This window comes from Oceanisphaera pacifica (genome assembly GCF_017498065.1).
Classification (GTDB): domain Bacteria; phylum Pseudomonadota; class Gammaproteobacteria; order Enterobacterales; family Aeromonadaceae; genus Oceanimonas; species Oceanimonas pacifica.
In genome coordinates this window covers 68,136-91,338 of sequence record NZ_JAGDFX010000011.1, presented here as the reverse complement: position 1 = coordinate 91,338, position 23,203 = coordinate 68,136, and the positions used below count along the sequence as shown (strand labels likewise).

General features: G+C 48.9%; 23 protein-coding genes, 1 pseudogene and 1 other annotated feature. Of the genes and pseudogenes, 15 read left to right on the top strand and 9 right to left on the bottom strand.

From position 1 onward, the window contains the following. Positions 1–8 precede the first annotated feature (8 nt). From J3U76_RS14515 to J3U76_RS10475, 3 genes and pseudogenes are all read right to left on the bottom strand, one after another. Positions 9–605: pseudogene (locus J3U76_RS14515) on the bottom strand (aminodeoxychorismate/anthranilate synthase component II); the annotation flags it as partial. Next, positions 598–2,148 (bottom strand): anthranilate synthase component 1, encoded by a 1,551-nt coding sequence (locus J3U76_RS10480; RefSeq protein WP_208005913.1) that lies wholly within the window; start codon positions 2,146–2,148, stop codon positions 598–600. The pseudogene J3U76_RS14515 and the gene J3U76_RS10480, both read right to left, overlap by 8 nt. Positions 2,149–2,167: 19 nt before the next feature. Next, positions 2,168–2,305: a hypothetical protein gene (locus tag J3U76_RS10475; protein ID WP_208005912.1), complete on the bottom strand. Its 138-nt coding sequence runs from the start codon at positions 2,303–2,305 to the stop codon at positions 2,168–2,170. 21 nt (positions 2,306–2,326) lie between these two features. Then, positions 2,327–2,427, bottom strand: a sequence feature (Trp leader region). 112 nt (positions 2,428–2,539) lie between these two features. Here J3U76_RS10475 and rnm point away from each other — a divergent pair. From rnm to J3U76_RS10455, 4 genes are all read left to right on the top strand, one after another. Further along, positions 2,540–3,379 (top strand): RNase RNM, encoded by an 840-nt coding sequence (rnm, locus tag J3U76_RS10470; RefSeq protein WP_208005911.1) that lies wholly within the window; start codon positions 2,540–2,542, stop codon positions 3,377–3,379. 17 nt (positions 3,380–3,396) lie between these two features. Then, positions 3,397–4,017 (top strand): L-threonylcarbamoyladenylate synthase, encoded by a 621-nt coding sequence (locus tag J3U76_RS10465; RefSeq protein WP_208005910.1) that lies wholly within the window; start codon positions 3,397–3,399, stop codon positions 4,015–4,017. A 23-nt stretch (positions 4,018–4,040) separates the two neighbouring features. After that, complete coding sequence (gene rluB, locus J3U76_RS10460) at positions 4,041–4,982, top strand: 23S rRNA pseudouridine(2605) synthase RluB (RefSeq protein ID WP_208005909.1); 942 nt, start codon at positions 4,041–4,043, stop codon at positions 4,980–4,982. Between the two features lie 313 nt (positions 4,983–5,295). Further along, positions 5,296–5,709, top strand: a complete 414-nt coding sequence (locus J3U76_RS10455) for an REP-associated tyrosine transposase (RefSeq protein WP_243454198.1) — start codon at positions 5,296–5,298, stop codon at positions 5,707–5,709. A gap of 515 nt (positions 5,710–6,224) precedes the next feature. Here J3U76_RS10455 and J3U76_RS10450 read toward each other — a convergent pair. The 6 genes from J3U76_RS10450 to J3U76_RS10425 all read right to left on the bottom strand — a co-directional run bounded on the left by J3U76_RS10450 (position 6,225) and on the right by J3U76_RS10425 (position 12,624). Further along, positions 6,225–7,211, bottom strand: coding sequence for an alpha-L-glutamate ligase-like protein (locus J3U76_RS10450; RefSeq protein ID WP_208005907.1), 987 nt, complete (start codon positions 7,209–7,211; stop codon positions 6,225–6,227). Beyond that, positions 7,204–8,733: an inactive transglutaminase family protein gene (locus J3U76_RS10445; RefSeq protein ID WP_208005906.1), complete on the bottom strand. Its 1,530-nt coding sequence runs from the start codon at positions 8,731–8,733 to the stop codon at positions 7,204–7,206. Before J3U76_RS10445 ends, J3U76_RS10450 begins: the two co-directional genes overlap by 8 nt. Positions 8,734–8,738: 5 nt before the next feature. Continuing rightward, on the bottom strand, positions 8,739–9,503 hold the full coding sequence (locus J3U76_RS10440) for an ATP-dependent zinc protease family protein (protein ID WP_208005905.1): 765 nt from the start codon (positions 9,501–9,503) through the stop codon (positions 8,739–8,741). Further along, positions 9,496–10,506, bottom strand: coding sequence for a tRNA 5-methoxyuridine(34)/uridine 5-oxyacetic acid(34) synthase CmoB (gene cmoB, locus J3U76_RS10435; RefSeq protein ID WP_208005904.1), 1,011 nt, complete (start codon positions 10,504–10,506; stop codon positions 9,496–9,498). Before cmoB ends, J3U76_RS10440 begins: the two co-directional genes overlap by 8 nt. Next, entirely contained in the window at positions 10,503–11,246 is a 744-nt protein-coding gene (gene cmoA, locus J3U76_RS10430; protein ID WP_208005903.1) for a carboxy-S-adenosyl-L-methionine synthase CmoA, read from the bottom strand. The genes cmoB and cmoA overlap by 4 nt, the downstream gene beginning before the upstream one ends. 535 nt (positions 11,247–11,781) lie before the next feature. Continuing rightward, positions 11,782–12,624, bottom strand: coding sequence for a DUF72 domain-containing protein (locus J3U76_RS10425; RefSeq protein ID WP_208005902.1), 843 nt, complete (start codon positions 12,622–12,624; stop codon positions 11,782–11,784). Between the two features lie 363 nt (positions 12,625–12,987). Between J3U76_RS10425 and J3U76_RS10420 the strand changes: the two genes are divergently transcribed. The 11 genes from J3U76_RS10420 (at position 12,988) to tolA (ending at position 23,203) form a co-directional block, all read left to right on the top strand. Then, a complete protein-coding gene (locus J3U76_RS10420) occupies positions 12,988–14,268 on the top strand; it encodes an MATE family efflux transporter (protein WP_243454197.1) in 1,281 nt (426 codons plus the stop codon). Between the two features lie 101 nt (positions 14,269–14,369). After that, positions 14,370–16,172, top strand: a complete 1,803-nt coding sequence (gene aspS / locus J3U76_RS10415) for an aspartate--tRNA ligase (RefSeq protein ID WP_208005901.1) — start codon at positions 14,370–14,372, stop codon at positions 16,170–16,172. Then, on the top strand, positions 16,173–16,607 hold the full coding sequence (gene nudB, locus J3U76_RS10410; RefSeq protein WP_208005900.1) for a dihydroneopterin triphosphate diphosphatase: 435 nt from the start codon (positions 16,173–16,175) through the stop codon (positions 16,605–16,607). A gap of 14 nt (positions 16,608–16,621) precedes the next feature. After that, complete coding sequence (locus J3U76_RS10405) at positions 16,622–17,362, top strand: YebC/PmpR family DNA-binding transcriptional regulator (RefSeq protein WP_208005899.1); 741 nt, start codon at positions 16,622–16,624, stop codon at positions 17,360–17,362. Positions 17,363–17,489: 127 nt separating this feature from the next. After that, entirely contained in the window at positions 17,490–18,011 is a 522-nt protein-coding gene (gene ruvC / locus J3U76_RS10400; protein ID WP_208005898.1) for a crossover junction endodeoxyribonuclease RuvC, read from the top strand. 316 nt (positions 18,012–18,327) lie between these two features. Further along, complete coding sequence (ruvA, locus tag J3U76_RS10395) at positions 18,328–18,933, top strand: Holliday junction branch migration protein RuvA (protein ID WP_208005897.1); 606 nt, start codon at positions 18,328–18,330, stop codon at positions 18,931–18,933. Positions 18,934–18,936: 3 nt separating this feature from the next. After that, positions 18,937–19,953 carry a Holliday junction branch migration DNA helicase RuvB gene (gene ruvB / locus J3U76_RS10390; RefSeq protein WP_208005896.1) on the top strand — a complete coding sequence of 339 codons (1,017 nt, stop codon included), beginning with the start codon at positions 18,937–18,939 and terminating at the stop codon, positions 19,951–19,953. Positions 19,954–20,538: 585 nt separating this feature from the next. Further along, the gene (gene ybgC / locus J3U76_RS10385; RefSeq protein WP_208005895.1) at positions 20,539–20,949 is read left to right on the top strand and encodes a tol-pal system-associated acyl-CoA thioesterase; all 411 of its coding nucleotides are present in this window, start codon (positions 20,539–20,541) and stop codon (positions 20,947–20,949) included. Beyond that, on the top strand, positions 20,939–21,619 hold the full coding sequence (gene tolQ, locus J3U76_RS10380; protein ID WP_208005894.1) for a protein TolQ: 681 nt from the start codon (positions 20,939–20,941) through the stop codon (positions 21,617–21,619). Before ybgC ends, tolQ begins: the two co-directional genes overlap by 11 nt. Continuing rightward, the gene (gene tolR, locus J3U76_RS10375; protein WP_208005893.1) at positions 21,619–22,047 is read left to right on the top strand and encodes a protein TolR; all 429 of its coding nucleotides are present in this window, start codon (positions 21,619–21,621) and stop codon (positions 22,045–22,047) included. The genes tolQ and tolR overlap by 1 nt, the downstream gene beginning before the upstream one ends. A 7-nt stretch (positions 22,048–22,054) precedes the next feature. Continuing rightward, positions 22,055–23,203, top strand: a complete 1,149-nt coding sequence (gene tolA / locus J3U76_RS10370; protein WP_208005950.1) for a cell envelope integrity protein TolA — start codon at positions 22,055–22,057, stop codon at positions 23,201–23,203.

The window sequence follows — 23,203 nt, the reverse complement described above, 5'->3', positions numbered from 1 at the left end:
GCTTTGGTTTCGGGGGCGTTTAAAAAATCTAAGCTTTGCGCCAGCAGTTGTGCCCCTTCTGTGGTCATAATGGACTCGGGATGAAACTGAAAACCCAATACCCGCTTGGCGGTGTCTTGCACGGCCATGGTCATGCCATGATAGTCGGCAATAACGGCTAAAGTGCTAGGGATTTTTGACCCCACCAATGAATGATAACGCGCCACCGGCAGCGGGTTAGATAGGTTAGCAAATACCCCTTGGCCATTGTGGCTAACGGATGAGCTTTTGCCGTGCTTAATTTCACCGGCACTTTCTACCACACCGCCATAGTGCTCAACCAAGGCTTGATGACCTAAACAAATCCCTAAAATAGGAAACTGGCCAATACAGGCATTAATCAGCTCGGGCATATTGCCCGCCTGGCTAGGTGTGCCTGGGCCTGGAGACAGCACCAGAATAGGGCGCTCGCCGGCTTGTTCACTGCTTTCTATGGCGGCCACGAGTTGCGCCACCGGCACTGAATTGCGAAATACCTTAACGCTGGCATTTAGGCTGCGAAATTGGTCAACCAAGTTGTAGGTAAAAGAGTCGTAATTATCCAGTAAAAAAATCGTCTTAGTCATGGCTCACCTCCGCCAATGTGGTGCCGTGGGCAAGGGCGATGGCATTGAGTACCGCCGCTGCTTTGTTGCGTGTTTCATCAGCTTCCGATTGCGGATCTGAGTCATACACCACACCGGCGCCGGCTTGTACATGAGCCACGCCATCGCTGACAAAAGCGGAGCGAATCACAATGCAGGTGTCCATATCGCCTTGGCCGTTAACATAACCCACAGCGCCGCCATAGCTGCCACGGCGTTGTTGCTCTACCTCGCGAATAAGTGCGCTGGCGCGAATTTTTGGCGCGCCGGTGAGCGTGCCCATGTTCATGCAGGCCTGATAACCGTGCAGGGCGTCTAAGTCGTGGCGAAGGGTGCCTACTACACGCGACACTAAATGCATCACATGGCTGTAGCGATCGACGCTTAATAAATCTTTTACATAGCGGCTGCCGGGCTCACTAATGCGCGCAATGTCGTTGCGGGCCAAGTCGACCAACATTAAGTGCTCGGCGGTTTCTTTGGCATCTTGGCGCAGGTCGAGTTCGATGCGTCCGTCTAAGTCCAGATTAATGCTGCCATCGGGGTTAATACCCCGTTTACGGGTGCCGGCAATGGGGTACATTTCCACTTGGCGGCTGGCATGATCAAATTTTACTGAGCTTTCGGGGCTGGCGCCAAATAAGGTGAAGTCTTGATCGTTCACATAAAACAAATAGGGGCTGGGGTTGGTTTGCTTGAGCTTGCGATAGGCCGCCAAGGGGCGCGGGCAGGGCAGGCTAAAGCTGCGCGAGGGCACCACCTGAAAAATATTGCCATCTTTAATGTGCTGTTTTAGGTCGTTCACATCACGTTTAAACTCGCGGTCGCTCTTGCTGGCTTCAATGTGGCCATGCAGTTGCGTATCGGCGATGGGCTCAGGATGTTGTTCGCCACAAGCATGACTCAGCTGGTTAAGGCGCTCGGCTAATCTTGGCTGCTCTGCGCTATCAAATACGCAGGCTGATAAATGCGCTGTTTCTTGTTTATGATCCAAAGTGATCAGGGTTTCGGCCAGATAAAAACAAAAATCGGGGCAAGTGTTAATGCCTTGAGGAACCTCGGCCAGTTGCTCAAACGAGGCAATTAAATCGTAGGCAAAGGTGCCGGCCATAAAAATATGCTGCGGGCCAAGGTCGGCATTAAAGCGCGTTAAAATAAGGCGCAAGGTTTCTAGCACAGAGGGCGCTTTTAAGCGGTTATCTTCGTCGAGTGTGTCGTCGGCTTTTGCAAAGGTGACCACCAATTGCTCTGCAAGGCGCTCGCCCCCCAGCGCTTGTGCCACTAAATCGAGCGCCGGTAGGCCGTTGTTGTTAAGCGCCGTTAGGGTTACGGTGCGACCTTGGCAGACTAAGCGTACACAGGCATCAAGCATTAATAAGCTTTGGGTGCCGGCTTTGGTGTCTATTTCGGCTGACTCTAGCAAGAGGCTGTTGTCGCCAGGCTGAGTGAGGGCGGCAAATAATGCCAGTGGATCGTCTGTGTAGGGTGCGTCTTGCAATAATATCTGGAGCGGACCATGCGCCATGATGTTTTTTCCTTATGTATTAATCGCGGTCATCAGGTACTTGCCTGATCACCTGGCTGGCAATGTCGGTATCAATAATAGAAACAAATGCCGTTTTGATGGGTGTTACATGAGTTTCTGCTTGCCATCGCCAAAAAATGTGCTGGGTTGGTTTCATCACGCCACCTTTTGCTAGATAATAAAAAAGCCCGCACTGGGGCGGGCTTTTATGTTCGCTGAGCCTTTAAAGACAGATACAGCAAATCACACGCCCGTTTAAGGAGTGTGCCACCACCAAATAATACGTAAAGTGGGAATTTGCTGAAACATATCGCTCTGCTCGTTAATCTAAAACTATGTATAGTTAAACGATAATCGGGGGCACAAGTCAACCCAAAGTTCAGGATTTTTTATGCGAATTGATTTACACAGCCATTCTACAGCGTCCGACGGTCAGCTTACGCCAAGGGAATTAATGGCGCGCGCGGCCGAAAAAGAAGTGGATGTGCTGGCGTTAACCGATCACGATACCTTGGGCGGATTAGCCGAAGCGGCACAAGCTGCAACAGAGTTTGGGGTGCGATTGATTAATGGCGTAGAAATATCCTGCTTATGGCAATCGTTAGAAGTGCATGTGGTGGGGCTGAATATTCAAATCGATCATCAAGGCTTAAATGCCTTGTTGGCAGAGCAGCAAAACCGACGTGAGCTGCGCGCACATCTAATGGCGGAGCGCCTCGAAAAAGCCAACTTTGCAGGCGGTTATGAGGGCGCACGGGCCATTGCCGGAGACGCGCCCATTACCCGCAGCCACATGGCGCAGTGGTTAGTTAGCCAAGGGGCGGCGGATTCGATGGGAAAAGTGTTTAAAAAGTTTTTAAGCCGTGGCAATACGGGGTATGCTCCGCCTAATTGGTGTTCGTTAGATGAGGCCATAACGGCAATTCATCAGGCGGGCGGCGTGGCGGTGCTGGCGCACCCTACCCGTTACGACCTATCGAACAAATGGATCAGAAAAATGATCATCGCCTTTGCCGAAGCCGGCGGTGATGCCATGGAAGTCTCTATGGCACAGCAAAGCCCACAAGAGCGTGCTACCTTGGGGGAATGGAGCAAAGAGTATCAGCTGGAAGCATCGGTTGGCTCAGATTTTCATTTTCCTAGCCAATGGCGCGAACTGGGCCGACAATTGTGGCTGCCTAAAGAAGCTACCCCAGTGTGGACACGTTTTATTTCAGGTGAACAAACCTAATCATTCCGGGAGGAATCATGAGCCAATATTTTGAACTGCACCCCGACAACCCACAACCGCGCCTAATTAATCAGGCGGTGGCGATTATTCGTCAAGGTGGCGTGCTGGTTTACCCTACAGACTCAGGCTATGCCATTGGCTGCCTAGTAGGTGATAAAAATGCCATGGAGCGAATTTGTCGCATCCGTAAGCTAGAAAAAGATCATAACTTTACCTTAGTGTGCCGTGATTTATCTGAACTGTCGTTTTATGCGCGAGTTGATAATGGCGCCTTTAGATTAATGAAAAATAACACCCCAGGTGCTTATACCTTTATTTTGCGCGCCACTAAAGAAGTGCCTAAGCGTTTGCAAAACCCTAAGCGTAAAACCATTGGCCTGCGGGTGCCTAATAATCCTATTACGCTGGCGTTATTAGAGGCGCTGGGCGAGCCATTAATGTCGGGTAGTTTAATTTTGCCTGAGCAAACCGACGCTGAGTACGATCCACACTTGATCCGTGAGCAGCTAGAAAAACACGTTGATTTAATTATTGACGGTGGCGTGTTAGACCCACAACCCACCACAGTGGTTGAGCTGTATGACGACAGCCCTGTGATTGCCCGTGCGGGTGCCGGCGATACTCGCCCTTTTGAATAAGTCCTTGGTGAACAATGAGTAACATGACAGAAAAACTGCAAAAAGTGCTGGCGCGAGCTGGCAGAGGATCACGCCGTGAACTTGAGGCGATGATCAGCCAAGGACGAGTGAGTGTGGATGGCAAGGTTGCCGTATTAGGCGATCGTGTGACGGGGCGCGAGCAAATTCGCGTAGACGGCCACCAAATAGAAACGCAAGCTGAAGCCGATGTAATGTGCCGCGTATTGGCCTACCACAAGCCAGAAGGTGAAGTGAGTACCCGTAAAGATCCCGAAGGGCGACCAACGGTATTTGATCGCCTGCCAAAACTGCAAGGCGCTCGCTGGATCTCGGTAGGGCGTTTAGATGTGAATACCTCAGGGTTATTGCTGTTTACTACAGACGGCGAGTTAGCCAACCGCTTAATGCACCCACGCCACGAAATTGACCGTGAATATGCGGTGCGCGTTTTTGGTGAAGTTGACCAAGCCATGGTGCAACGTTTGTTAAAAGGCGTGATGCTAGAAGATGGTATGGGGAAATTTGATACCATTAAATACAGCGGTGGCGAGGGCATGAACCACTGGTTTCATGTGACGTTAAAAGAAGGTCGTAACCGCGAAGTACGTCGCTTGTGGGAGTCACAAGAGATGCAGGTTAGCCGTTTGATCCGGGTGCGTTACGGTAAAATACTGCTACCCAAAGATGTGCCTCGTGGGGGCTGGTCTGAAATGCCTCTGGATCAGGTGAATTACCTGCGCGGTGCCGTGGGGTTAACAGCAGAAAAAGAAACTAAGGTAGAGGTGGATGCGCCTAAGCGTCATAAGCAGCTAACGCAAATTCGCAAAGCCGTACGCCGCCATAATACCCGTGTAAAAAGCGGCGGCACCAACGCCGGAACCGGTGCCAGCACAGGGCCAAAGAAAAAGCCCGCCGCCCCTAAACGCGCCCGCAACCCCAAGCAAAAACCGAAAACAAGGTTGTAAAAACAGCGCCAAGCGCCTAGCTAAAGCAAAAGCCCCAACCAAACGGTCTGGGGCTTTTTTATTTTCGTAGGGTCCAATTCATTGGACCAAAACCCGTGGTACGTGGCCTAAAACCGGTCGAATGAATTCGACCCTACATTTAATACACCCGTTGGGTTTAAATCTTTTCGTAGGGTCCAATTCATTGGACCAAAAATGACTGGATCAAAACAAACCCTAGCTGGCTAAGCCTCTGCTACTCTTATCGCATCTCTTCTGTTTCTGCGCGGTACACATTATGTCGAGAGAGAAGCTGCTTATCGGGCGTAATTCTATGGCTAACACTGCCTATCACGTTACGATTTGTACCTACAATCGCGAACCGGTATTTAGTCAATTTACGAATGCTCGTATCGTTATCAGTGAATTAAAAAACCTACATGACACCTATAGTGTTAGCTCGCTAGCATGGGTAGTGATGCCTGATCACTTGCATTGGTTATTTGCTTTGAATACTTCACTGACATTGTCTGAGGTTGTCAAAATGCTAAAAGGAAAAACCGCCAGGCAGTTAAATGTGACGATGCAAAGGCAGGGGGCAATATGGCAAAAAGGATATTACGATCATGCATTAAGGCAGGAAGAAGATATAAAGCATATTGCCCGTTATATTGTTGCTAACCCATTGCGCAAGGGATTAGTTGAGCGTATAGAAGATTATCCGCATTGGGATGCAATATGGTTATAAGAGTGGTAAATAATTATTTTTTGTTTATGTAAGGGCGAATTTATTCGCACAAAAGCCGTGGTACGGCCTAAAATCGGTCGAATGAATTCGACCCTACATTTTAGACATTCGGTGGGTTTTAATCTTTTCGTAGGGTCCAATTTATTGGACCAAAACCGTGGCACGTGGCCTAAAACCGGTCGAATGAATTCGACCCTACATTTTAGACATTCGGTGGGTTTTAATCTTTTCGTAGGGTCCAATTTATTGGACCAAAAACCGTGGTACGTGGCCTAAAATCGGTCGAATGAATTCGACCCTACATTTTAGACATTCGGTGGGTTTTAATCTTTTCGTAGGGTCCAATTTATTGGACCAAAAACCGTGGTACGTGGCCTAAAACCGGTCGAATGAATTCGACCCTACATTTTAGACATTCGGTGGGTTTTAATCTTTTCGTAGGGTCCAATTTATTGGACCAAAAACCGTGGTACGTGGCCTAAAACCGGTCGAATGAATTCGACCCTACGGCTTGCTTATGTAGCTTTGTTTTTTACTGAAGCGGCAAATTCTTTGCGGGCGAAGGTGACTCTTTCTTCGGGACTAAAGGTGGCATTTTTACCGAGTTGTTCTATTTTGCGCAAACGCGGTAGTAAACCGGCGCCGTTGGCGGTTTGAATAGCCAAGCCTGGGCGGGCGTTTAGCTCCAATAACATGGGGCCTTTTTGCTTATCTAGCACCATGTCGGTGCCAATATAACCCAGACCCGACATCTCGTAGCAAGACGATGACAAGCTGAGTAGTAGCTCCCAGTAGGGCACTTTAAGCTCGAGTAAGTCGCGTCCGGTATCGGGGTGATAGCGAACGGGCTGATTAAACTGCACGGCGCGTATGGCTTTGCCGGTGTTAATATCCAGCCCCACGCCCACGGCACCTTGGTGCAGGTTGGCTTTGCCGTCTGAGGCCTTGGTAGATAAGCGCATCATGGCCATAACCGGAAAACCTTTAAAGACGATCACGCGGCTGTCGGGCACGCCTTCGTAAGAGAAGCCGTCAAACACCTCATCAAAATCAATTAATGCCTCAATTAACGCCACATCAGGCTTACCGCCTAAAGAGAATAAACCGGCAAGAATATTCGATACATGGCGTTCTAAATCAACAATGCTTTCGCCTTTGCCGCTGGGCTTAATAAAGTGCTGGCCGTCGTGGCTCACAATCACCACTATACCTTTACCCCCCGAGCCTTTGGCCGGCTTAATACAAAACCCTGGCCTGTCTTTAATTTTTTCTAGCAGACTCGATACCTGATGTTGAAACTCAATTACGCCAATTAAGTCGGGCACTGTTACATCGGCGTCTAGGGCAATGCGCTTAGTTTCTAGTTTATCATCCACCAGTGGATATAAACGCCGCGGGTTATAACGGCTGATATAAGAAATATTGCGCTGATTCATGCCCATAATGCCCATTTTATCGAGGGCAAAAGGGGAGGCGTATTGTGCTAGCCAACGTTTAATCATGCTTGTGGCCGTCCGTATTATATTCGTCTACCAGCGGTTTAAAGCGCTTTAATTCAGTAAGACGATAACCGGTGTAGTTGCCCAGCAGTAATACCACTGCCATCACAATGAGCTGTAAGCCTAAAAAGTTAAAGGTAATGTGGCGTACAATTTCACTGTTCATGGCTAAAAACGCCACCACAGCCACCATTAGCGAGCCACCGCCTTGTTTAACCACTTCTTTGGGGCCTTCTTCTTCCCATAAAATAGACATGCGCTCTATGGTCCAAGCCAAAATGATCATGGGGAAGAAAGTGATTTTCATGCCCTCGGTCAGACCAAGCTGATAGGCCATTATGCTAAAGAAGCCAATAATGCCTATCACCATAATGATCACCGCCGATATTCGCGCCACCAGCAGCAAATTAAGGTGTGAGAGATAAGAGCGCAGTATTAACCCTGTGCCAACAATGATTAAAAAGCCCACTAGTCCTGTGATCAAACTGGTTTGAATAAACGCCATCGCAATCAGCACCGGCATAAAGGTGCCTGAGGTTTTTACGCCAACAATAATGCGTAAAAATACCACCACCAGCACACCAATAGGTACTAATAAAATGCCTTTAAACAGCGCTTGTTCTTCTAAGGGCAGGTTATATAAAGAAACGTCAATCCAGCTGGGTTGGTCAAACTTTTTAGCCAAGGCAATATTGGTGGGCTGCTCTTGTTGCAGCATGGTAAAGGTCACCCGAGAGTTATTCCCCCCCACCAAATCCAGCACAGGTGAGGAATGATACTCCCATAATAGTTGTTGCTCTTGCAGACCCTGAGCGCCGGTTTCTGGGTTAAATAACTCGTATGATTCCCCCTCGTATACCTGCAGCAAGTTAATCAGCGGTTGGCGACGGCGGCCATCTTCTAGCTGTAACCCTTGTAATAATCGCGCTGGCACAGCGGCACGGTGCAACAGCTCCACTAATAATGGGCCCGGTGCCTTATATTGCGCCAGTAGCTCAGCGTTTTGACCGCGATTGTTGAGCTCTTTGATTAGCTCGCGGGTCAGAGTAATGCCATCAGCTGAGCGCTCTTTGGCTAAAGATAACACTTGGTCCATGGCGGTCGCATAAGGCTCGGCCACCTCGACTGCCATCATGGCCGGAGCTTGGGTCGATAAAGGCGCTTTGGCAAAGGGGTCGTGCATCATGTCGACTTTGTAATACAGCTCTTGATGGCCTTGGGCATTGCGAATGGTCCATTCCGCTCGACTGCTGCCATTGGCCTCAACAAAAGACAAACCGTAGCCAGGAGAGGCGGCAGACTCATTCATTAGCGTAAAGCCTGGCTGACTACCCGGAATAGCTAAAGAGGCTTTAACGGGTTTGCCTTGGGCTTCAAATTCCACTTTAGCTTCAATCGACCAAATTTGGCGTTTTTCACCGGGCATCCAGGGCACTTCATAAACAAAGTGGCGTTGTAGCATTAATGCCAGACCGGCTAAAAACAGCACGGCCACAATAATATAAAAGGGTTTACGAGAGTACATAAGGGTTACTCTTTAGCAGGAAGCGGGCGCTTTGGTTTGCCTTGTACATTTTTGCGGGCAATATCAACGACAGCGATGTCTTTTAAGAATTCTCGGCCCAATAATACCGAGTAGGTCATTTGACTGCGGTCGGTAAGGGTGAATTCGGTTTTTTCTGATAAACGGCCTAGGCGTAAAGTTAACTCCACTACTGGGCGACGCTCTACCTTATCGGCAGAGGCTTGACGAATACGTACATAACGCACTAAAGGTGTTTCTACTTGTAGCTTTTCATCTACCCCTTCATGAGCCATATTAAAGCTCACCCAAGGATTTCCGTCTCGCTCAAAGACGGTAATGTCTTGGGCGCTTAACGATGAGGTGGTGGCTCCTGTATCAATACGCGCGGCAAAACTGTCATTTATGCTATCAAGCCAGATAGTTTCGGTTTCTCCGACAATGAGTTTACCGTCTTGGGTTTCATTTTCAGGCGAGCGAGTTGCGCTGTTACTCACCACTGGCGATGGCGTTGCTACAGAACGATTTAATGTGTTTTTCAAGTTTCTAATATCCTGCTGCAGGGCTGTCATTTTAAGATGCTGACGGCGGCTAAGTTGCGTGTTTTGTTTGAGCATGCTGTCGTTTAGTCGTGCCTCTAAGCTAATAAGATTAGCACTGAGCTCGGGCTCAGTTATAGGCTGAGGCTTAGGCACTGCGTCCGTTGGTGACGTTTGGCTAACACAGGCTGTGAGCAATAGCGGAACAAACAGTGATATTACAGCATTATTCATAGTGTGCCTCTAAGGATGTATTTTGGGGGTCTACCGGTTTGTTGGCGATAATAATGGTTCTAATAGGTGCCGGGTACCCTTCTATGGTTTTATTTGAGTCTTTTGAGTCGAGAAAGTCTGCCAGTGATTCATTGCGCATCCACTGGGTACGTCTTTGCTCACCTAGATCGGTTTTGCCTTCGTCTACCACGCGAATATTTTCAAAGCCGCACTTTTTTAACCAATTTACTAAAGCCGCAGAGCTCGGAATAAACCAGACATTGCGCATTTTGGCATAGCGATCGCCGGGCACTAATACTTGGTTCTCATCACCTTCAATCACCAGCGTTTCTAATACTAGCTCGCCGCCATCGCATAACTGCGCCTTTAACTGCATTAAATGATCGATGGGAGATCGTCTGTGATAGAGCACCCCCATCGAGAAAACCGTATCAAAGGCATTCAGCTCAGGCAGATCTTCTATGCCAAGTGGCAATAATTGAATGCCCTGATAGCCATTACTAAAATGCTTAATCGCTTCAAATTGGCATAAAAACAGCGGCGAAGGATCTATGCCGACCGCCATTTTGGCGCCGGCGCCGCGCATACGCCATAAATGATAGCCACTGCCACAGCCCACATCTAATACATAGCGATGCTTAAGCGGACTAATATGTGGTGCAAGGCGATCCCACTTCCAGTCGGAGCGCCACTCAGTATCAATGTCTATGCCATGAACATTAAAAGGGCCTTTGCGCCAAGGGTGAAATTGATCCAGTAAATTGGTTATTTTCTTTTGTTCCCCAGAGCTTATCTCGTCTGGGCGTCCAATGCTGACGCTGTCAGTTAATTTGACGTAGTTTGTATTGGTTGGAGGAAGTTTTCGTAAGGCGCGGCCCCAGCGCGGTAAGTCGCCATGCAATTGACCTTTTTGCCATTCGTGCAGCTGTGCAGGTAAACAGTGCAGCCAGTGTTGTAAGCGACTTTTGGCAATCTGTTGATAAAACTCACTAAAATCAATCATTTGTTGGAGCCCTGCTTAATTGCCACCATGGAGCCAAAATTAAAACACTGAAACCACATATCAATATGCTCAAATCCAACACGGGCTAGCCTGGCTTTATGTTGTTCTGGGGTGTCTGGGCGCAATACGTTTTCTAATGCGGTGCGTTTTTGGCTGACTTCTAATTCGCTATAGCCATTGGCGCGTTTAAAGTCGTGATGTAAATCAATCAGCAACTCGTTAACGGTGTCGTTGGTGCTAATAAACTTTTCACTTAAAATCAGCACGCCGCCGGGCTTTAATCCCTGATAGATTTTTTGTAGCAAAGCTTGGCGTTGGTTGGGGTCAATAAATTGCAAGGTAAAGTTAAGTACCACCACAGACGCATTTTCAATGTCAATGTCACAAATATCGGCTTCGGTCAGTGTAACGGGTACCTCTGACTTAAAGGTGGCTAAATGGCTGGCTGCGCGCTCTAACATGGCGCTTGAATTATCAACCGCAACAATCGTGCAGTTTGGCTGTGCTAGATTGCGGCGCATCTCTTGAGTGGCGGCCCCGAGCGAGCAACCTAAGTCATAGAGGTTACTATTAGGCTGAGCAAAGCGTGCGGTCATCATGCCAATGGCGGCAATAATATTGGAATAACCTGGCACAGAGCGCTTGATCATGTCGGGAAACACGTTGGCCACGTTTTGGTCGAAGTTAAAGTCGCCCAACTGGGCAATGGGGGCGGCGAAGATATGATCTTTTGATTGCATAGTGAATGAATAATAACCTGTGGCGGACGGCAGCCCCACGGGCTACACACAATGGCGGCCATTGTAAAAGAAGCCATGGCGAGCGACAAGCTAAGAGAAAGCTGTTAGCTATCAGCGGTCAGAACAAAAAGCACTAAGTTTAAACATAGAGCCTCAAGACTTTTGCCACGGAAGAACACGGAAAAATAGAGATTTGCTTGGTAAGTGCTAAAACTTATTTTATGCGTGAGCATTCGACTGGTTTTAAGCCGTGCTGTTTTTTTTGTGCGAATAAATTCGCCCCTACGAAAAGCCAGAGCCACCCTTTGGTCATTGCGAGGAGTGCAACGACGCGGCAATCCATTTCACAAGAAAGCGCTACGTCTAACGCTGACCGCGTTACGTTAAAGAAAAACTGCGGTTTTGTTTTTTCGTCAGGCGCTCAGCGTAAAGCGTACGGCTGCTTGTTAGATGGATTGCCGCGCTACGCTCGCAAAGACGAAATAAAGGCGCATAACAATAGCGTAGGGTCGAATTCATTCGACCGGTTTTTTGCTTAAAACAGCAGGCCTTGGGGGCTGGGGGTGAGGCCTGGGAAATCGGGTAGGGGGTGTTGTAGTGCGTCGGCTATGGTTGCGGCTAGCTGAGGAGCTTGCTTGTTGTCGGCGGTGTGCACAAATAAATACACAGATTTCCCCTCACTCAGCCAGCCCTGAATGCGCGGTACCCAAGGCTGCCAAAAACGCTGATTATAATCAGGATCGGGATGGCCAATAAAGCGAATAATTGGAGCATTGCCAGTGCTAATAATATGCACCGGCACTTTAGGCTTCTTTTGTTGGGCTTCAACCAATGCTGGCGTGGTGGGTGGACAAGAAAATACCGCTCGTGAGTCCATAATAATACGGTTAGCCCCACTATCTAATAGCAGGCGATTAAGCTGGCGCTCTGCGTCTCCTTTAGCAAAAAATGCCGGGTGCCGTACTTCTACAGCGTACGTTAAATCTTGAGGGAGGGCATTTAAAAGAGCGTCAAGGCCGGGCAATTGCTCTGGGCCACAGGCTGCAGGAAGCTGCAACATTAGCATGCCCAGTTTGTCACGCACGGGGGCGAGCTGTTCGATAAAGTGTAATGCGCCGGCGCTATTGTCGGCTAATTGGCCCTGATGGCTAACAGTGGCGGGAAACTTAAAGGTAAAACGAAAATCATCGGAGGTGTGACTTGCCCAGCGCGTTAAACTGTTGGAGTCGGGCACGCCATAAAAGCTGGTATTGCCTTCAACCGAATTAAAGACCTTGCCATAATCTTGCAAATGTTCAGTGGTTTTTAGCTCTGCACTCAGTAAGTTGCCCGGCCAAGCGGGGTGCGACCACTGACTTAGGCCAATATATAGTGACATTATGCTCCTTTGGGCAGCTGTTAGTTTAAAGCCGTCAGCTTAAAGAAAGTTATCAGCTGTCAGGTAAAGATCAAACCAAGCGCCAAGCTAAACACCGGGTATGTTTTGTATATAAGCCGTCATCCTGACGCAAGTCAGGATCTGCCTTTAAACATAGAGCAGATACCGGAGCAAGTCCGGCAAGACAGCATAGGGCGCCAAGCTAAACAACAGGCAGTGTTTTCTTTTTGCTGGGCGCTTGATGCTGGGCGCAGGGCGCTGCATTTAAATGCTACCATAGCGGCCCGTTTGCTTGTGTCTACTTTAATTTTTATGTCAAAAAAATACTTAGCTGGTGAATCCTTGCCCCGTGCGTTATTTAGCATGACTTGGCCTATGCTGTTTGGCGTAGTGGCGCTAATGAGCTTTCAACTGGTTGATAGTGTGTATATTAGTCTGTTAGGTGTAGAGCCGCTGGCAGCGCTGGGCTTTACTTTACCCATGCAACAGCTGCTGGTAGGGGTGCAAATTGGTATCGGCATTGCCGCTACAGCTTTGATTTCTCGCGCACTGGGGGCAGGAAGATACACGCGAGCCCAACACATGGGCGGCTTAGTGGTGCTTACTGGGTGTTGTGTCTCTTTGTTGCTATGTACGGCTATTTGGTTGTTGCGTGTTCCGCTGCTGACTACCTTGGGAGCCAGTACAGCCTTACTGCCCTACACTGAAGATTACTGGTTGCCTTGGCTAACCAGTGCTTGGCTGGCGGCTTTCTTATACTTTGCCAACAGTATTGCTCGTGCCAATGGTGATACACGCTTGCCAGGGCTGATGATGGTGCTTACCAGTGTGGTAAATATGCTGCTGGATCCTGTGTTTATTTTTACGTTTGGTTGGGGGTTGCCCGGTGCCGCTTACGCCACCATTGTTGCCTGTTTGGTTGGTTCGGCCATTATGTATTCCCGTATTTTAAAGCGCCATTGGTTAGACTTTAAGCCAAGCCAATTACCGATTAAGCAAGCGCTGCGCGATATTTTTAACACCAGCGCTCCAGCCATGCTTAGCCAGTTAATGCCAGGTATGGCGGCCTTGTTAGCGACTCGTTTAGTGGCCAGTTTTGGTGGGGCGGCCATTGCTGCTTGGACGCTGGGCAGTCGCTTAGAGTCATTCTCAATTGTTATTGTGCTGGCGCTGACCATGGCGCTTCCTCCTATGGTGGGGCGTTTATTGGGCTCTCAACAACTGGACCGTGTGCAGAGCTTGGTGCTGATTGCGGTGCGCTTTGTAATGGGCTTGCAAGTGATGATTGCCCTGTTTTGGTTGGCCAGTCGTTGGGTGATTGCCCCCGCTTTAGCGCCCGACCTAGAGAGCGAGCGCTATCTAATGAGTTATATGCTGTGGGTGCCGCTTAGCTATGCTGCACTTGGGGTGTGTATGTTAATGGTCTCGGTGTGTAATGCACTCGGCTTGCCGATGCGTGCGGTATGGATTTCGATATTACGCTTATTTGCCTGTTATTTACCGGCTTTATGGGCAGGGGCTATGCTTGCTGGCATGAGCGGTTTATATATTGGTGTACTACTGGGTAATGTGGCGGCTGGGCTTATCTCTTGGCAACTTTATCAACGCGGTTTAGGCCAGCTTAATTACAGCGCTGCCCTTTAAGATTTTACCGAGCTTGGTGTTTTCCCTTATACTAGCGCGCAATTGCTATCACACTCATGCCGTGTGCTTACTTTTTATACGGTAAACAATAGGAAAACTCCATGCGCACTCATTATTGCGGGCAGGTAAATGCGGCCCTGGTTGACCAGAGCGTTACGCTTAGTGGTTGGGTACATCGTCGTCGTGACTTAGGCGGTTTGATTTTTATCGATATGCGTGACCGTGAAGGCATAGTGCAGGTGTTTTTCGACCCAGATAAAGCTGAAGCCTATGATTTGGCTTCAACTTTGCGTGCTGAGTTCTGTATTCAAATTACTGGGATAGTGCGTGCCCGCCCCGAGTCACAAGTGAATAAAGACATGGCCACTGGTGCCATAGAGGTTTTTGCCCACGAGTTGACCATTATTAATAAAGCAGAGGCACTGCCGCTTGATTTTAACCAAAACAACTCTGAAGAGCAGCGTCTTAAATTTCGCTATTTAGACCTGCGTCGCCCAGAGCAAGCAACCTTCTTAAAAACCCGCGCTAAAGTGACCAGCCATGTGCGTCGCTTTTTAGATGATAACGGCTTTTTAGATATAGAAACCCCTATGCTAACCAAGGCGACCCCTGAAGGTGCCCGTGACTATTTAGTGCCAAGCCGTGTACATAAAAGTTATTTTTATGCATTGCCGCAGTCACCGCAGCTGTTTAAACAGCTACTGATGATGAGTGGTTTCGACCGTTACTATCAAATTGTAAAGTGCTTTCGTGATGAAGATTTGCGTGCCGATCGCCAACCTGAATTTACCCAAATAGATGTAGAAACCTCCTTTATGAGCGCCGAGCAAGTGCGCGCTATTATGGAGCAGTTAGTCACCGGTTTATGGCAAGAAGTGCTAGGCGTAGACTTAGGTACTTTCCCGATTATGAGCTATGGCGAGGCCATGCGCCGCTTTGGCTCTGATAAGCCTGACTTGCGTATTGCCACCGAGCTGGTCGACATTGCTGACTTGGTGAAAGATGTTGAGTTTAAGGTGTTCTCGGGCCCAGCAAACGATGCGAAAGGCCGCGTAGCAGCGCTTAAAGTGCCCGGCGGTGCGGCTTTATCACGCAAGCAAATTGATGAATATGGCAAGTTTGTGGGTATTTATGGTGCCAAAGGCTTGGCATGGCTAAAAGTAAACGAAGCCGCTAAAGGCCTAGAAGGCGTACAGTCGCCGATTGCTAAGTTTTTAAACGAAGACATAGTTACTGAGTTGCTGGCGCGTACTGGTGCCAATGACGGTGATGCGATTTTCTTTGGTGCCGACTCTGCCAAAGTGGTAAGTGATGCTATGGGTGCATTGCGTTTGAAACTGGGTAAAGACTTAGGCTTGTTTGAAGATAGCTGGAAACCACTGTGGGTGGTCGACTTCCCTATGTTTGAACAAGAAGAAGATGATGATCGCCTTTACGCTATGCACCATCCTTTTACCGCTGCCAAAGACTTGGATGCCAACGAGCTAGAAGCAGCACCATTAACCGCCTTAGCCAATGCTTATGATATGGTGATTAACGGCTACGAAGTGGGCGGGGGCTCGGTGCGTATTCATAATAATGAGATGCAGCAAACCGTGTTCCGCTTGTTGGGTATTAATGAGACCGAGCAACAAGAGAAATTTGGCTTCTTGCTTGAAGCATTAAAATACGGCACCCCACCGCATGCTGGTTTGGCCTTTGGTTTAGACCGCTTGGTGATGCTGCTAACGGGTACCGATAATATTCGCGACGTGATTGCCTTTCCTAAAACCACCACAGCCTCTTGTTTGCTGACCGATGCGCCCAGCCAAGCTAACCCAGACGCTTTGGCTGAGCTGGCGATTCGTACTGAGTTGCCTGCTGCGGCGAATAAGGCCGATAACGCTGAACAGGCGAGCCACTAAATGAAGGCCCCTAAGCACCCAGAGTCGGTATTAGTCCTGATTCACACCCAAGAGCAGGTGTTATTACTGCAACGCTTAGATAATCCGGACTTTTGGCAATCGGTAACCGGCAGCTTAGAAGTGGGAGAAACCCGCTGGCAGGCGGCTGAGCGCGAAGTGTTAGAAGAAACTGGTTTGCAGCTGGGGGCAGGGGCTGAGCTAATAGAAACAGGGCGCCGAGTGCGTTTTGAAATTTATCCCCGCTGGCGGCATCGCTACCGAGCGGGGGTCACCCATAATTGGGAATATGAATTTTATTTACGTTTGTCACGGCCAGAGCAGGTGACATTAACTGAGCATCAAGCTCAGTGTTGGCTGCCTTTTGAGCAAGCCAGATCGCAAGCCAGCTCGTGGACGAATAAGCTGGCCATCGACAGACTAATACATACGTTATAAAGGAGACAATACTGATGGCAGGTCATAGTAAATGGTCCAATATCAAACACCGCAAAGCCGCTCAAGATGCTAAGCGCGGTAAGATCTTCACTAAACTTATCCGCGAGCTAACCACAGCTGCCCGCGAAGGGGGATCAGATGCAGACAGCAACCCACGTTTGCGTGCGGCAGTAGATAAAGCCTTATCAAATAACATGACCCGCGACACCGTTGATCGTGCCATTAAGCGCGGCGCGGGTGAACAAGATGGTGCGGCACTAGAAACCGTTATTTATGAAGGCTATGGCCCTGCAGGCACGGCGATTATGGTGGAGTGCATGACCGACAACCGTAACCGTACTGTGGCTGAAGTACGCCATGCATTTGCGAAAAACGGCGGCAACCTCGGAACCGACGGCTCAGTGGCTTACCTGTTTGAGAAAAAAGGGGTAATCAGCTACCAAGGCCTAGATGAAGAGATGGTAATGGATGCAGCCCTAGAGGCAGGTGCCGACGATGTAGAAGTACACGACGATGGGGCCATTGATGTGTACACCCAGTGGGAAGAATTTGGCGCGGTGAAAGATGCGCTTGATGCTGCTGGTCTTGAATCGGTCAATGCCGAAGTAACCATGATCCCCTCAACCAATGCCCCATTGGATGAAGACACAGCGCCTAAGTTTATGAAGCTTATCGATATGCTAGAAGAAGCAGACGATGTGCAAGAGGTGTATCACAACGCCGATATTTCCGACGAATTGGCAGAGTTGCTGTAAGCGTTAAGCTTGAAGCCAGAAGCCTAAAACAAAGCTGGAAGCTAAAAGCTAGACAACCTCTAGTTTTTAGCTATTCACTTCTCGTTCTGGCTTTTAGCTGACCGCTTATAGCTTACCGCTATTATCCATGGCCATTATATTGGGGATAGACCCCGGCTCTCGTATTACTGGTTATGGTGTGGTTCGCCAAACCGGTAATAAAATGACCTACTTAGGATCGGGCTGCATACGCATGACAGACTCTGATCTTGCTCCGCGCCTTAAAAAAATTTACGACGGCGTAAGCGAAATTATTTTACAGTTTCAGCCCGACTTATTTGCCATAGAACAAGTCTTTATGGCTAAAAATCCCGACTCTGCTCTTAAACTTGGCCAAGCCCGCGGCGCTGCTATTGTGGCTGCTGCGAATGCAGGGCTCGAAGTGGCTGAGTATTCGGCGCGCCAAATTAAACAAGCGGTAGTAGGGCAGGGCGGCGCACAAAAATCACAAGTGCAGCACATGGTAGTGCGAATGCTTAATTTACCCGGCACGCCCCAAGAAGACGCCGCCGATGGCTTAGCCGTCGCCTTGTGCCACGGCCACACTTACCAAAGTTTAATTAGCATGGCCGGCCAAGTAAAAAGCACAGTACGCGGGAGAATGCGGTAAAACCCAGCTGTCAGCGGTAAGCTATCAGCTGTCAGAAAATCAAGGGCCAAACCTGTTCGTCATTGCGAGGAGCGTAACGACGCGGCAATCTAGTGTTGGTCCTGTACAGGCCTAAAAAATGGGTTGCCGCGCTACGCTCGCAATGACCACCCTTTTGTCATTGCGAGGAGCGCAGCGACGCGGCAATCTTTGAATGTAAAGCCGTGGGGGTTATCTTTAGCTGATAGCTGATAGCTGATAGCTGATAGCTGTATTTACTGGATATTCATCCAGTGTTCTATTATTCTTGAGGCATTGCATTTTAGGGAGACGTGCCGTGATTGGTCGGTTGAAAGGGGTGATCAGCGAAAAGCAGGCGCCTGAGATTTTAGTAGATATTAATGGAGTAGGGTATGAAGTGACCCTGCCGATGAGTTGTTTTTATGAACTGCCTAATGTGGGAGAGACGGTAACCGTGCTGACCCACTTTGTGGTGCGCGAAGACGCTCAACTATTATTTGGCTTTAATACTAAAACCGAGCGTGCACTGTTTCGTGAACTTATTAAAACTAACGGTGTGGGCCCTAAGCTGGCGCTGGGTATTTTGTCGGGCATGACCGCCGAGCAGTTTATCTATAATGTGGATCAAGGGGATGTTACTGCGCTGGTGAAACTGCCAGGCGTGGGTAAAAAAACCGCCGAGCGTTTGATTATTGAAATGCGCGATCGCTTGAAAAACTTTGGCGGTTACGATCTCTTTAATCCGGTGCCCGATGCCGTCGCCAATGCTGGCCAAATAGATGGTGCGAAAAGCGAAGCCGTTGCGGCCTTGCAAGCCTTGGGCTATAAAGCCAATCAGGCCGAGCAAATGATTAAAAAGTCGGCCAAGCCCGGATTAGATGCAGAGCAGTTGATCCGTGAAGCACTTAAAAGCATGGTGTAATAAATGATAGAAGCGGACCGTTTTATTAATCCTGAGCCTCAACAAGCAGAAGAGGTGATCGATCGCGCCATTCGCCCTAAAGCGCTGGCGGAGTATCGTGGCCAAGATCATGTACGTGGGCAAATGGAGATTTTTATTGAAGCGGCGCGCCGTCGTGAAGAAGCACTCGATCATTTATTGATCTTTGGTCCACCAGGTTTAGGAAAAACCACGCTGGCTAACATTGTGGCTTTTGAGATGGGAGTCAGCATTAAGACTACCTCGGGGCCAGTGTTAGAAAAAGCCGGTGACTTGGCGGCCATGTTGACTAATTTAGAGTCGGGTGATGTATTGTTTATTGATGAAATACACCGCCTTAGCCCAGTAGTAGAAGAAATTCTATATCCGGCCATGGAAGACTATCAGCTGGATATTATGATTGGCGAAGGGCCTGCCGCACGTTCTATTAAGTTAGAACTGCCGCCTTTTACCTTGGTGGGGGCCACCACGCGCGCAGGATCGTTAACTTCACCACTTAGAGATCGCTTTGGGATAGTACAGCGCTTGGAATTTTACCAAGTATCAGACTTAGCACACATTATTAGCCGCAGTGCTGAAAAGCTAGGTTTGATGATTGACGAAGACGGTGCTTATGAAATGGCACGTCGTGCCCGTGGCACCCCACGTATTGCTAATCGGTTATTACGCCGAGTGCGAGATTTTGCCGAAGTAAAAGGCAGCGGCGAGATTAATGCTGATATTGCCAGCCAAGCGCTCGATATGCTGGATGTGGATAAGCAAGGCTTCGATTACATGGATCGTAAGTTGCTGATGGCATTACTCGATAAGTTTATGGGCGGCCCTGTAGGGCTTGATAACTTAGCCGCCGCCATTGGTGAAGAGAAAGAAACCATTGAAGATGTGATTGAACCTTATTTGATTCAACAAGGCTTTTTACAACGCACCCCCCGCGGGCGCATGGCCACCCCTCGCGCCTATCTCCACTTCGGCTTCGAACAGCCCGAAGGGCGACTCACTTAAAGACAGTCGTCAGCTATCAGCTTTCAGCCGTAAGCTGTCAGTTAAAGAAAACACAGCGCCGGGCACTCGGCGTTGCCCTTTTGTGCGAATAAATTCGCCCCTACGAAAAGCCAGAGCCACCCTTTGGTCATTGCGAGGAGTGCAACGACGCGGCAATCCATCTAACAAGCAGCCGTACGCTTTACGCTGAGCGCCTGACGAAAAAACAAAACCGCAGTTTTTCTTTAACGTAACGCGGTCAGCGTTAGATGTAGCGCTTTCCTTTGAAATGGATTGCCGCGCTACGCTCGCAAAGACGAAATAAGGGCGCATAACCATATAGTGCAAAGCCTTGACGTCCAACAGAGTATCTACATAACTCACAGCGGCTGCATTAATGCACCATGCCAAAATCTCTGGTGTAGTTTTTAAGCTTAATGCTTGGCACTGCCTTTTTTTGCGAATTTGATTCGCTGATAGCTGATAGCTGATAGCTGATAGCTGATTAGCCGAGAATTGTCGTCGCTGTGAGTCATTGTCTTCTTTCCTAAATTTGCCTGAGGTATAGTAAGCGCACCTTTGTGGCCCCTTATGGCTAATTGAATTATGTCTAATACAGTCTTTAACTGGCCGGTGCGCATTTACTACGAAGATACCGATGCCGGTGGTATTGTTTATAACGCTAATTATTTGAAATACATGGAAAGAGCCCGCACCGAATGGCTACGAAGCTTAGGGGTTGAACAAGATACCCTGTTAGCTGAAGGCGTGGCATTTGTGGTGCGTAAGGTTGAACTTGATCTGCAAAAGCCAGGCCGCTTTAATGCGTTATTGACCGTGACCGTTAAGGTGACACAGTTAAAACGTGCCTCTATGGTGTTTGAACAAGAGGTGTTAGATGAAGCAGGCCATGTATTAGCGCGAGCAAGTGTACTGATTGCCTGCGTTCAAATAGAAAAAATGAAACCCTTTGCCATTCCTAAGCCGCTAATGGGAGTAATATCAGGTGCATGCTGACATATCATTTTTAGGTCTTTTCTTACAAGCCAGTTTACTGGTGAAATTTGTGATGTTGCTATTAATGGCCATGTCTATTTTGTCGTGGGCGATGATCATTAATCGTCGCAAAGTATTGGTTTCGGCACAGCGCGCTTCAGAAGCATTTGAAGATAAGTTTTGGTCTGGTGCCGACTTAAGTCGCCTATATCACGAGAGCAATGCGCGTCGCGATAATCTTGCGGGCATGGAGCAAGTATTTTACTCCGGCTTTAAAGAGTTTGTGCGTTTGCAAAAACAAGGCCGCAGCCAAGAAAGCTTACTAGAAGGGACCTACCGTACTATGCGAGTGGCTTTGTCTCGTGAGGTGGATCGCTTAGAAACCAACTTGTCTATGTTGGCGACCATTGGCTCTATTAGTCCTTATATTGGTTTGTTTGGTACGGTTTGGGGCATTATGAATGCCTTTATTGCTCTGGCAGAAGTGAAACAAGCGACTTTATCTATGGTCGCCCCCGGTATTGCCGAGGCATTAATTGCAACCGCTTTGGGCTTGTTTGCGGCTATTCCTGCGGTGATTGCCTATAACCGCTTTGGTTATCAAGTAGAGCGCCAAGAAAATAATTTAGCGAACTTTATGGATGAATTTTCAGCCATTCTTAACCGCCAAGTGGCGGCAGGTAAACCATAATGCAGCGTTATCAGCGTCGTCGTCGTAAAAGCGTGGCCGAAATCAACGTGGTGCCCTATATTGATGTCATGTTGGTGCTGTTGATTATTTTTATGGCCACGGCACCCGTGATCACCCAAGGGGTAAATGTCGATCTACCCCAGGCCGAAGCCGAAATGATGCCAGAAGACAGTGACCCCCCCTTAGTCGCCTCTGTGGATGCAAACGGAAACTACTTTTTGGATATAGGCGATAATCTGAACGAGGCGGTCGATTTACTCGCATTATCAGACATGGTGATGGCACAGTTAAAGATTACTCCTAACGCGCCTGTGGTGGTTAAAGGGGATGCCAGTGTGCGTTACGACGTGATTATTCAGCTGATGGCTACGCTAAAGGCAGCCGGCGTACCCAGCGTAGGATTAATGACACAACCGGCGGAGTCGTAGCCTTGTGATGACAAAGCAAAGCGGTATCAAAAAAGCGGTGATTATCTCACTGGCGCTGCATTTGCTGGTGGGGGCTGTGTTGTTAATTGGCATCGATGTTAAGGCACCTAAACGACCCACACAGTCGGTGTCTATTATTGAAGCCACCATGATTGATGATGGCATGGTGGCTCAGCAAGCTAAGCGTTTAGAAGAGATGCGCGCCAAGCAAGCACAAGACACCGCCCAAGAGCAGGCACAGGCTGAAGCAGAGCGTGAAGCCCAAGTAAAGGCAGAGCAAGATGCCATTGAACAAGAGCAAGCAGCAGAAGCGGCTCGCCTTGCTGAACAGCAAGCAACGCTAGCAGCTGAACAAGCTAAAGCCCAAGCCGAGCGAGAGCAGGTGATAGAACAACGCCAAGCAGAAGCCGCTAAAAAGGCCGCCGAAGCGAAGAAAGCCGCTGAGGCTAAAAAAGCGGCAGAAGTCAAGAAAGCGGCTGAGGCTAAAAAAGCGGCTGAGGCTAAAAAAGCGGCTGAGGCTAAAAAAGCGGCTGAGGCTAAGAAAGCGGCTGAGGCCAAGAAAGCGGCTGAGGCTAAGAAAGCGGCTGAGGCCAAGAAAGCGGCTGAGGCTAAGAAAGCGGCTGAGGCTAAGAAAGCGGCTGAGGCCAAGAAAGCGGCTGAGGCCAAGAAAGTGGCTGAGGCCAAGAAAGTGGCTGAGGCCAAGAAAGCGGCTGAGGCTAAGAAAGCGGCTGAGGCCAAGAAAGCGGCTGAGGCCAAGAAAGTGGCTGAGGCCAAGAAAGCGGCTGAGGCCAAGAAAGCCGCCAGTGACAAAGCTTTGGCAGATCTGGAAAGTTTAATGGGCGATGACTTGGGTAATAGCAGTGCCCCTAAGCCGCCTTCACAGGGTGAGATTGATCAGGCTGTTAATGCCATTCAAGCGAAAGTTAGGCGAAACTGGTCCGTTAGCAGCCCCATGCTAGGTAAACAATGCAAAATTAATGTGCGTTTGGCAGAAGATGGCTTAGTGCTTAAATCGAGTGTGATCAGTGGTGACAGTGCTGTGTGTCGCTCAGCCTTGGTGGCAATTAATAAAGCCAGCCCCTTGCCTATGCCTAAAGATCCTGCATTAATTAAAGAACTACAAAACTCAAATCTAACGCTGATACCGGAGCTATAG

What these genes read in the sequence shown, in the direction of transcription:
- J3U76_RS10480 (WP_208005913.1), bottom strand. Translation starts at nt 2,148, where the DNA reads ATGGCGCATGGTCCGCTCCAGATATTATTGCAAGACGCACCCTACACA.
- J3U76_RS10475 (WP_208005912.1), bottom strand. Translation starts at nt 2,305, where the DNA reads ATGAAACCAACCCAGCACATTTTTTGGCGATGGCAAGCAGAAACTCAT.
- rnm (WP_208005911.1), top strand. Translation starts at nt 2,540, where the DNA reads ATGCGAATTGATTTACACAGCCATTCTACAGCGTCCGACGGTCAGCTT.
- J3U76_RS10465 (WP_208005910.1), top strand. Translation starts at nt 3,397, where the DNA reads ATGAGCCAATATTTTGAACTGCACCCCGACAACCCACAACCGCGCCTA.
- rluB (WP_208005909.1), top strand. Translation starts at nt 4,041, where the DNA reads ATGACAGAAAAACTGCAAAAAGTGCTGGCGCGAGCTGGCAGAGGATCA.
- J3U76_RS10455 (WP_243454198.1), top strand. Translation starts at nt 5,296, where the DNA reads ATGGCTAACACTGCCTATCACGTTACGATTTGTACCTACAATCGCGAA.
- J3U76_RS10450 (WP_208005907.1), bottom strand. Translation starts at nt 7,211, where the DNA reads ATGATTAAACGTTGGCTAGCACAATACGCCTCCCCTTTTGCCCTCGAT.
- J3U76_RS10445 (WP_208005906.1), bottom strand. Translation starts at nt 8,733, where the DNA reads ATGTACTCTCGTAAACCCTTTTATATTATTGTGGCCGTGCTGTTTTTA.
- J3U76_RS10440 (WP_208005905.1), bottom strand. Translation starts at nt 9,503, where the DNA reads ATGAATAATGCTGTAATATCACTGTTTGTTCCGCTATTGCTCACAGCC.
- cmoB (WP_208005904.1), bottom strand. Translation starts at nt 10,506, where the DNA reads ATGATTGATTTTAGTGAGTTTTATCAACAGATTGCCAAAAGTCGCTTA.
- cmoA (WP_208005903.1), bottom strand. Translation starts at nt 11,246, where the DNA reads ATGCAATCAAAAGATCATATCTTCGCCGCCCCCATTGCCCAGTTGGGC.
- J3U76_RS10425 (WP_208005902.1), bottom strand. Translation starts at nt 12,624, where the DNA reads ATGTCACTATATATTGGCCTAAGTCAGTGGTCGCACCCCGCTTGGCCG.
- J3U76_RS10420 (WP_243454197.1), top strand. Translation starts at nt 12,988, where the DNA reads ATGACTTGGCCTATGCTGTTTGGCGTAGTGGCGCTAATGAGCTTTCAA.
- aspS (WP_208005901.1), top strand. Translation starts at nt 14,370, where the DNA reads ATGCGCACTCATTATTGCGGGCAGGTAAATGCGGCCCTGGTTGACCAG.
- nudB (WP_208005900.1), top strand. Translation starts at nt 16,173, where the DNA reads ATGAAGGCCCCTAAGCACCCAGAGTCGGTATTAGTCCTGATTCACACC.
- J3U76_RS10405 (WP_208005899.1), top strand. Translation starts at nt 16,622, where the DNA reads ATGGCAGGTCATAGTAAATGGTCCAATATCAAACACCGCAAAGCCGCT.
- ruvC (WP_208005898.1), top strand. Translation starts at nt 17,490, where the DNA reads ATGGCCATTATATTGGGGATAGACCCCGGCTCTCGTATTACTGGTTAT.
- ruvB (WP_208005896.1), top strand. Translation starts at nt 18,937, where the DNA reads ATGATAGAAGCGGACCGTTTTATTAATCCTGAGCCTCAACAAGCAGAA.
- ybgC (WP_208005895.1), top strand. Translation starts at nt 20,539, where the DNA reads ATGTCTAATACAGTCTTTAACTGGCCGGTGCGCATTTACTACGAAGAT.
- tolR (WP_208005893.1), top strand. Translation starts at nt 21,619, where the DNA reads ATGCAGCGTTATCAGCGTCGTCGTCGTAAAAGCGTGGCCGAAATCAAC.
- tolA (WP_208005950.1), top strand. Translation starts at nt 22,055, where the DNA reads ATGACAAAGCAAAGCGGTATCAAAAAAGCGGTGATTATCTCACTGGCG.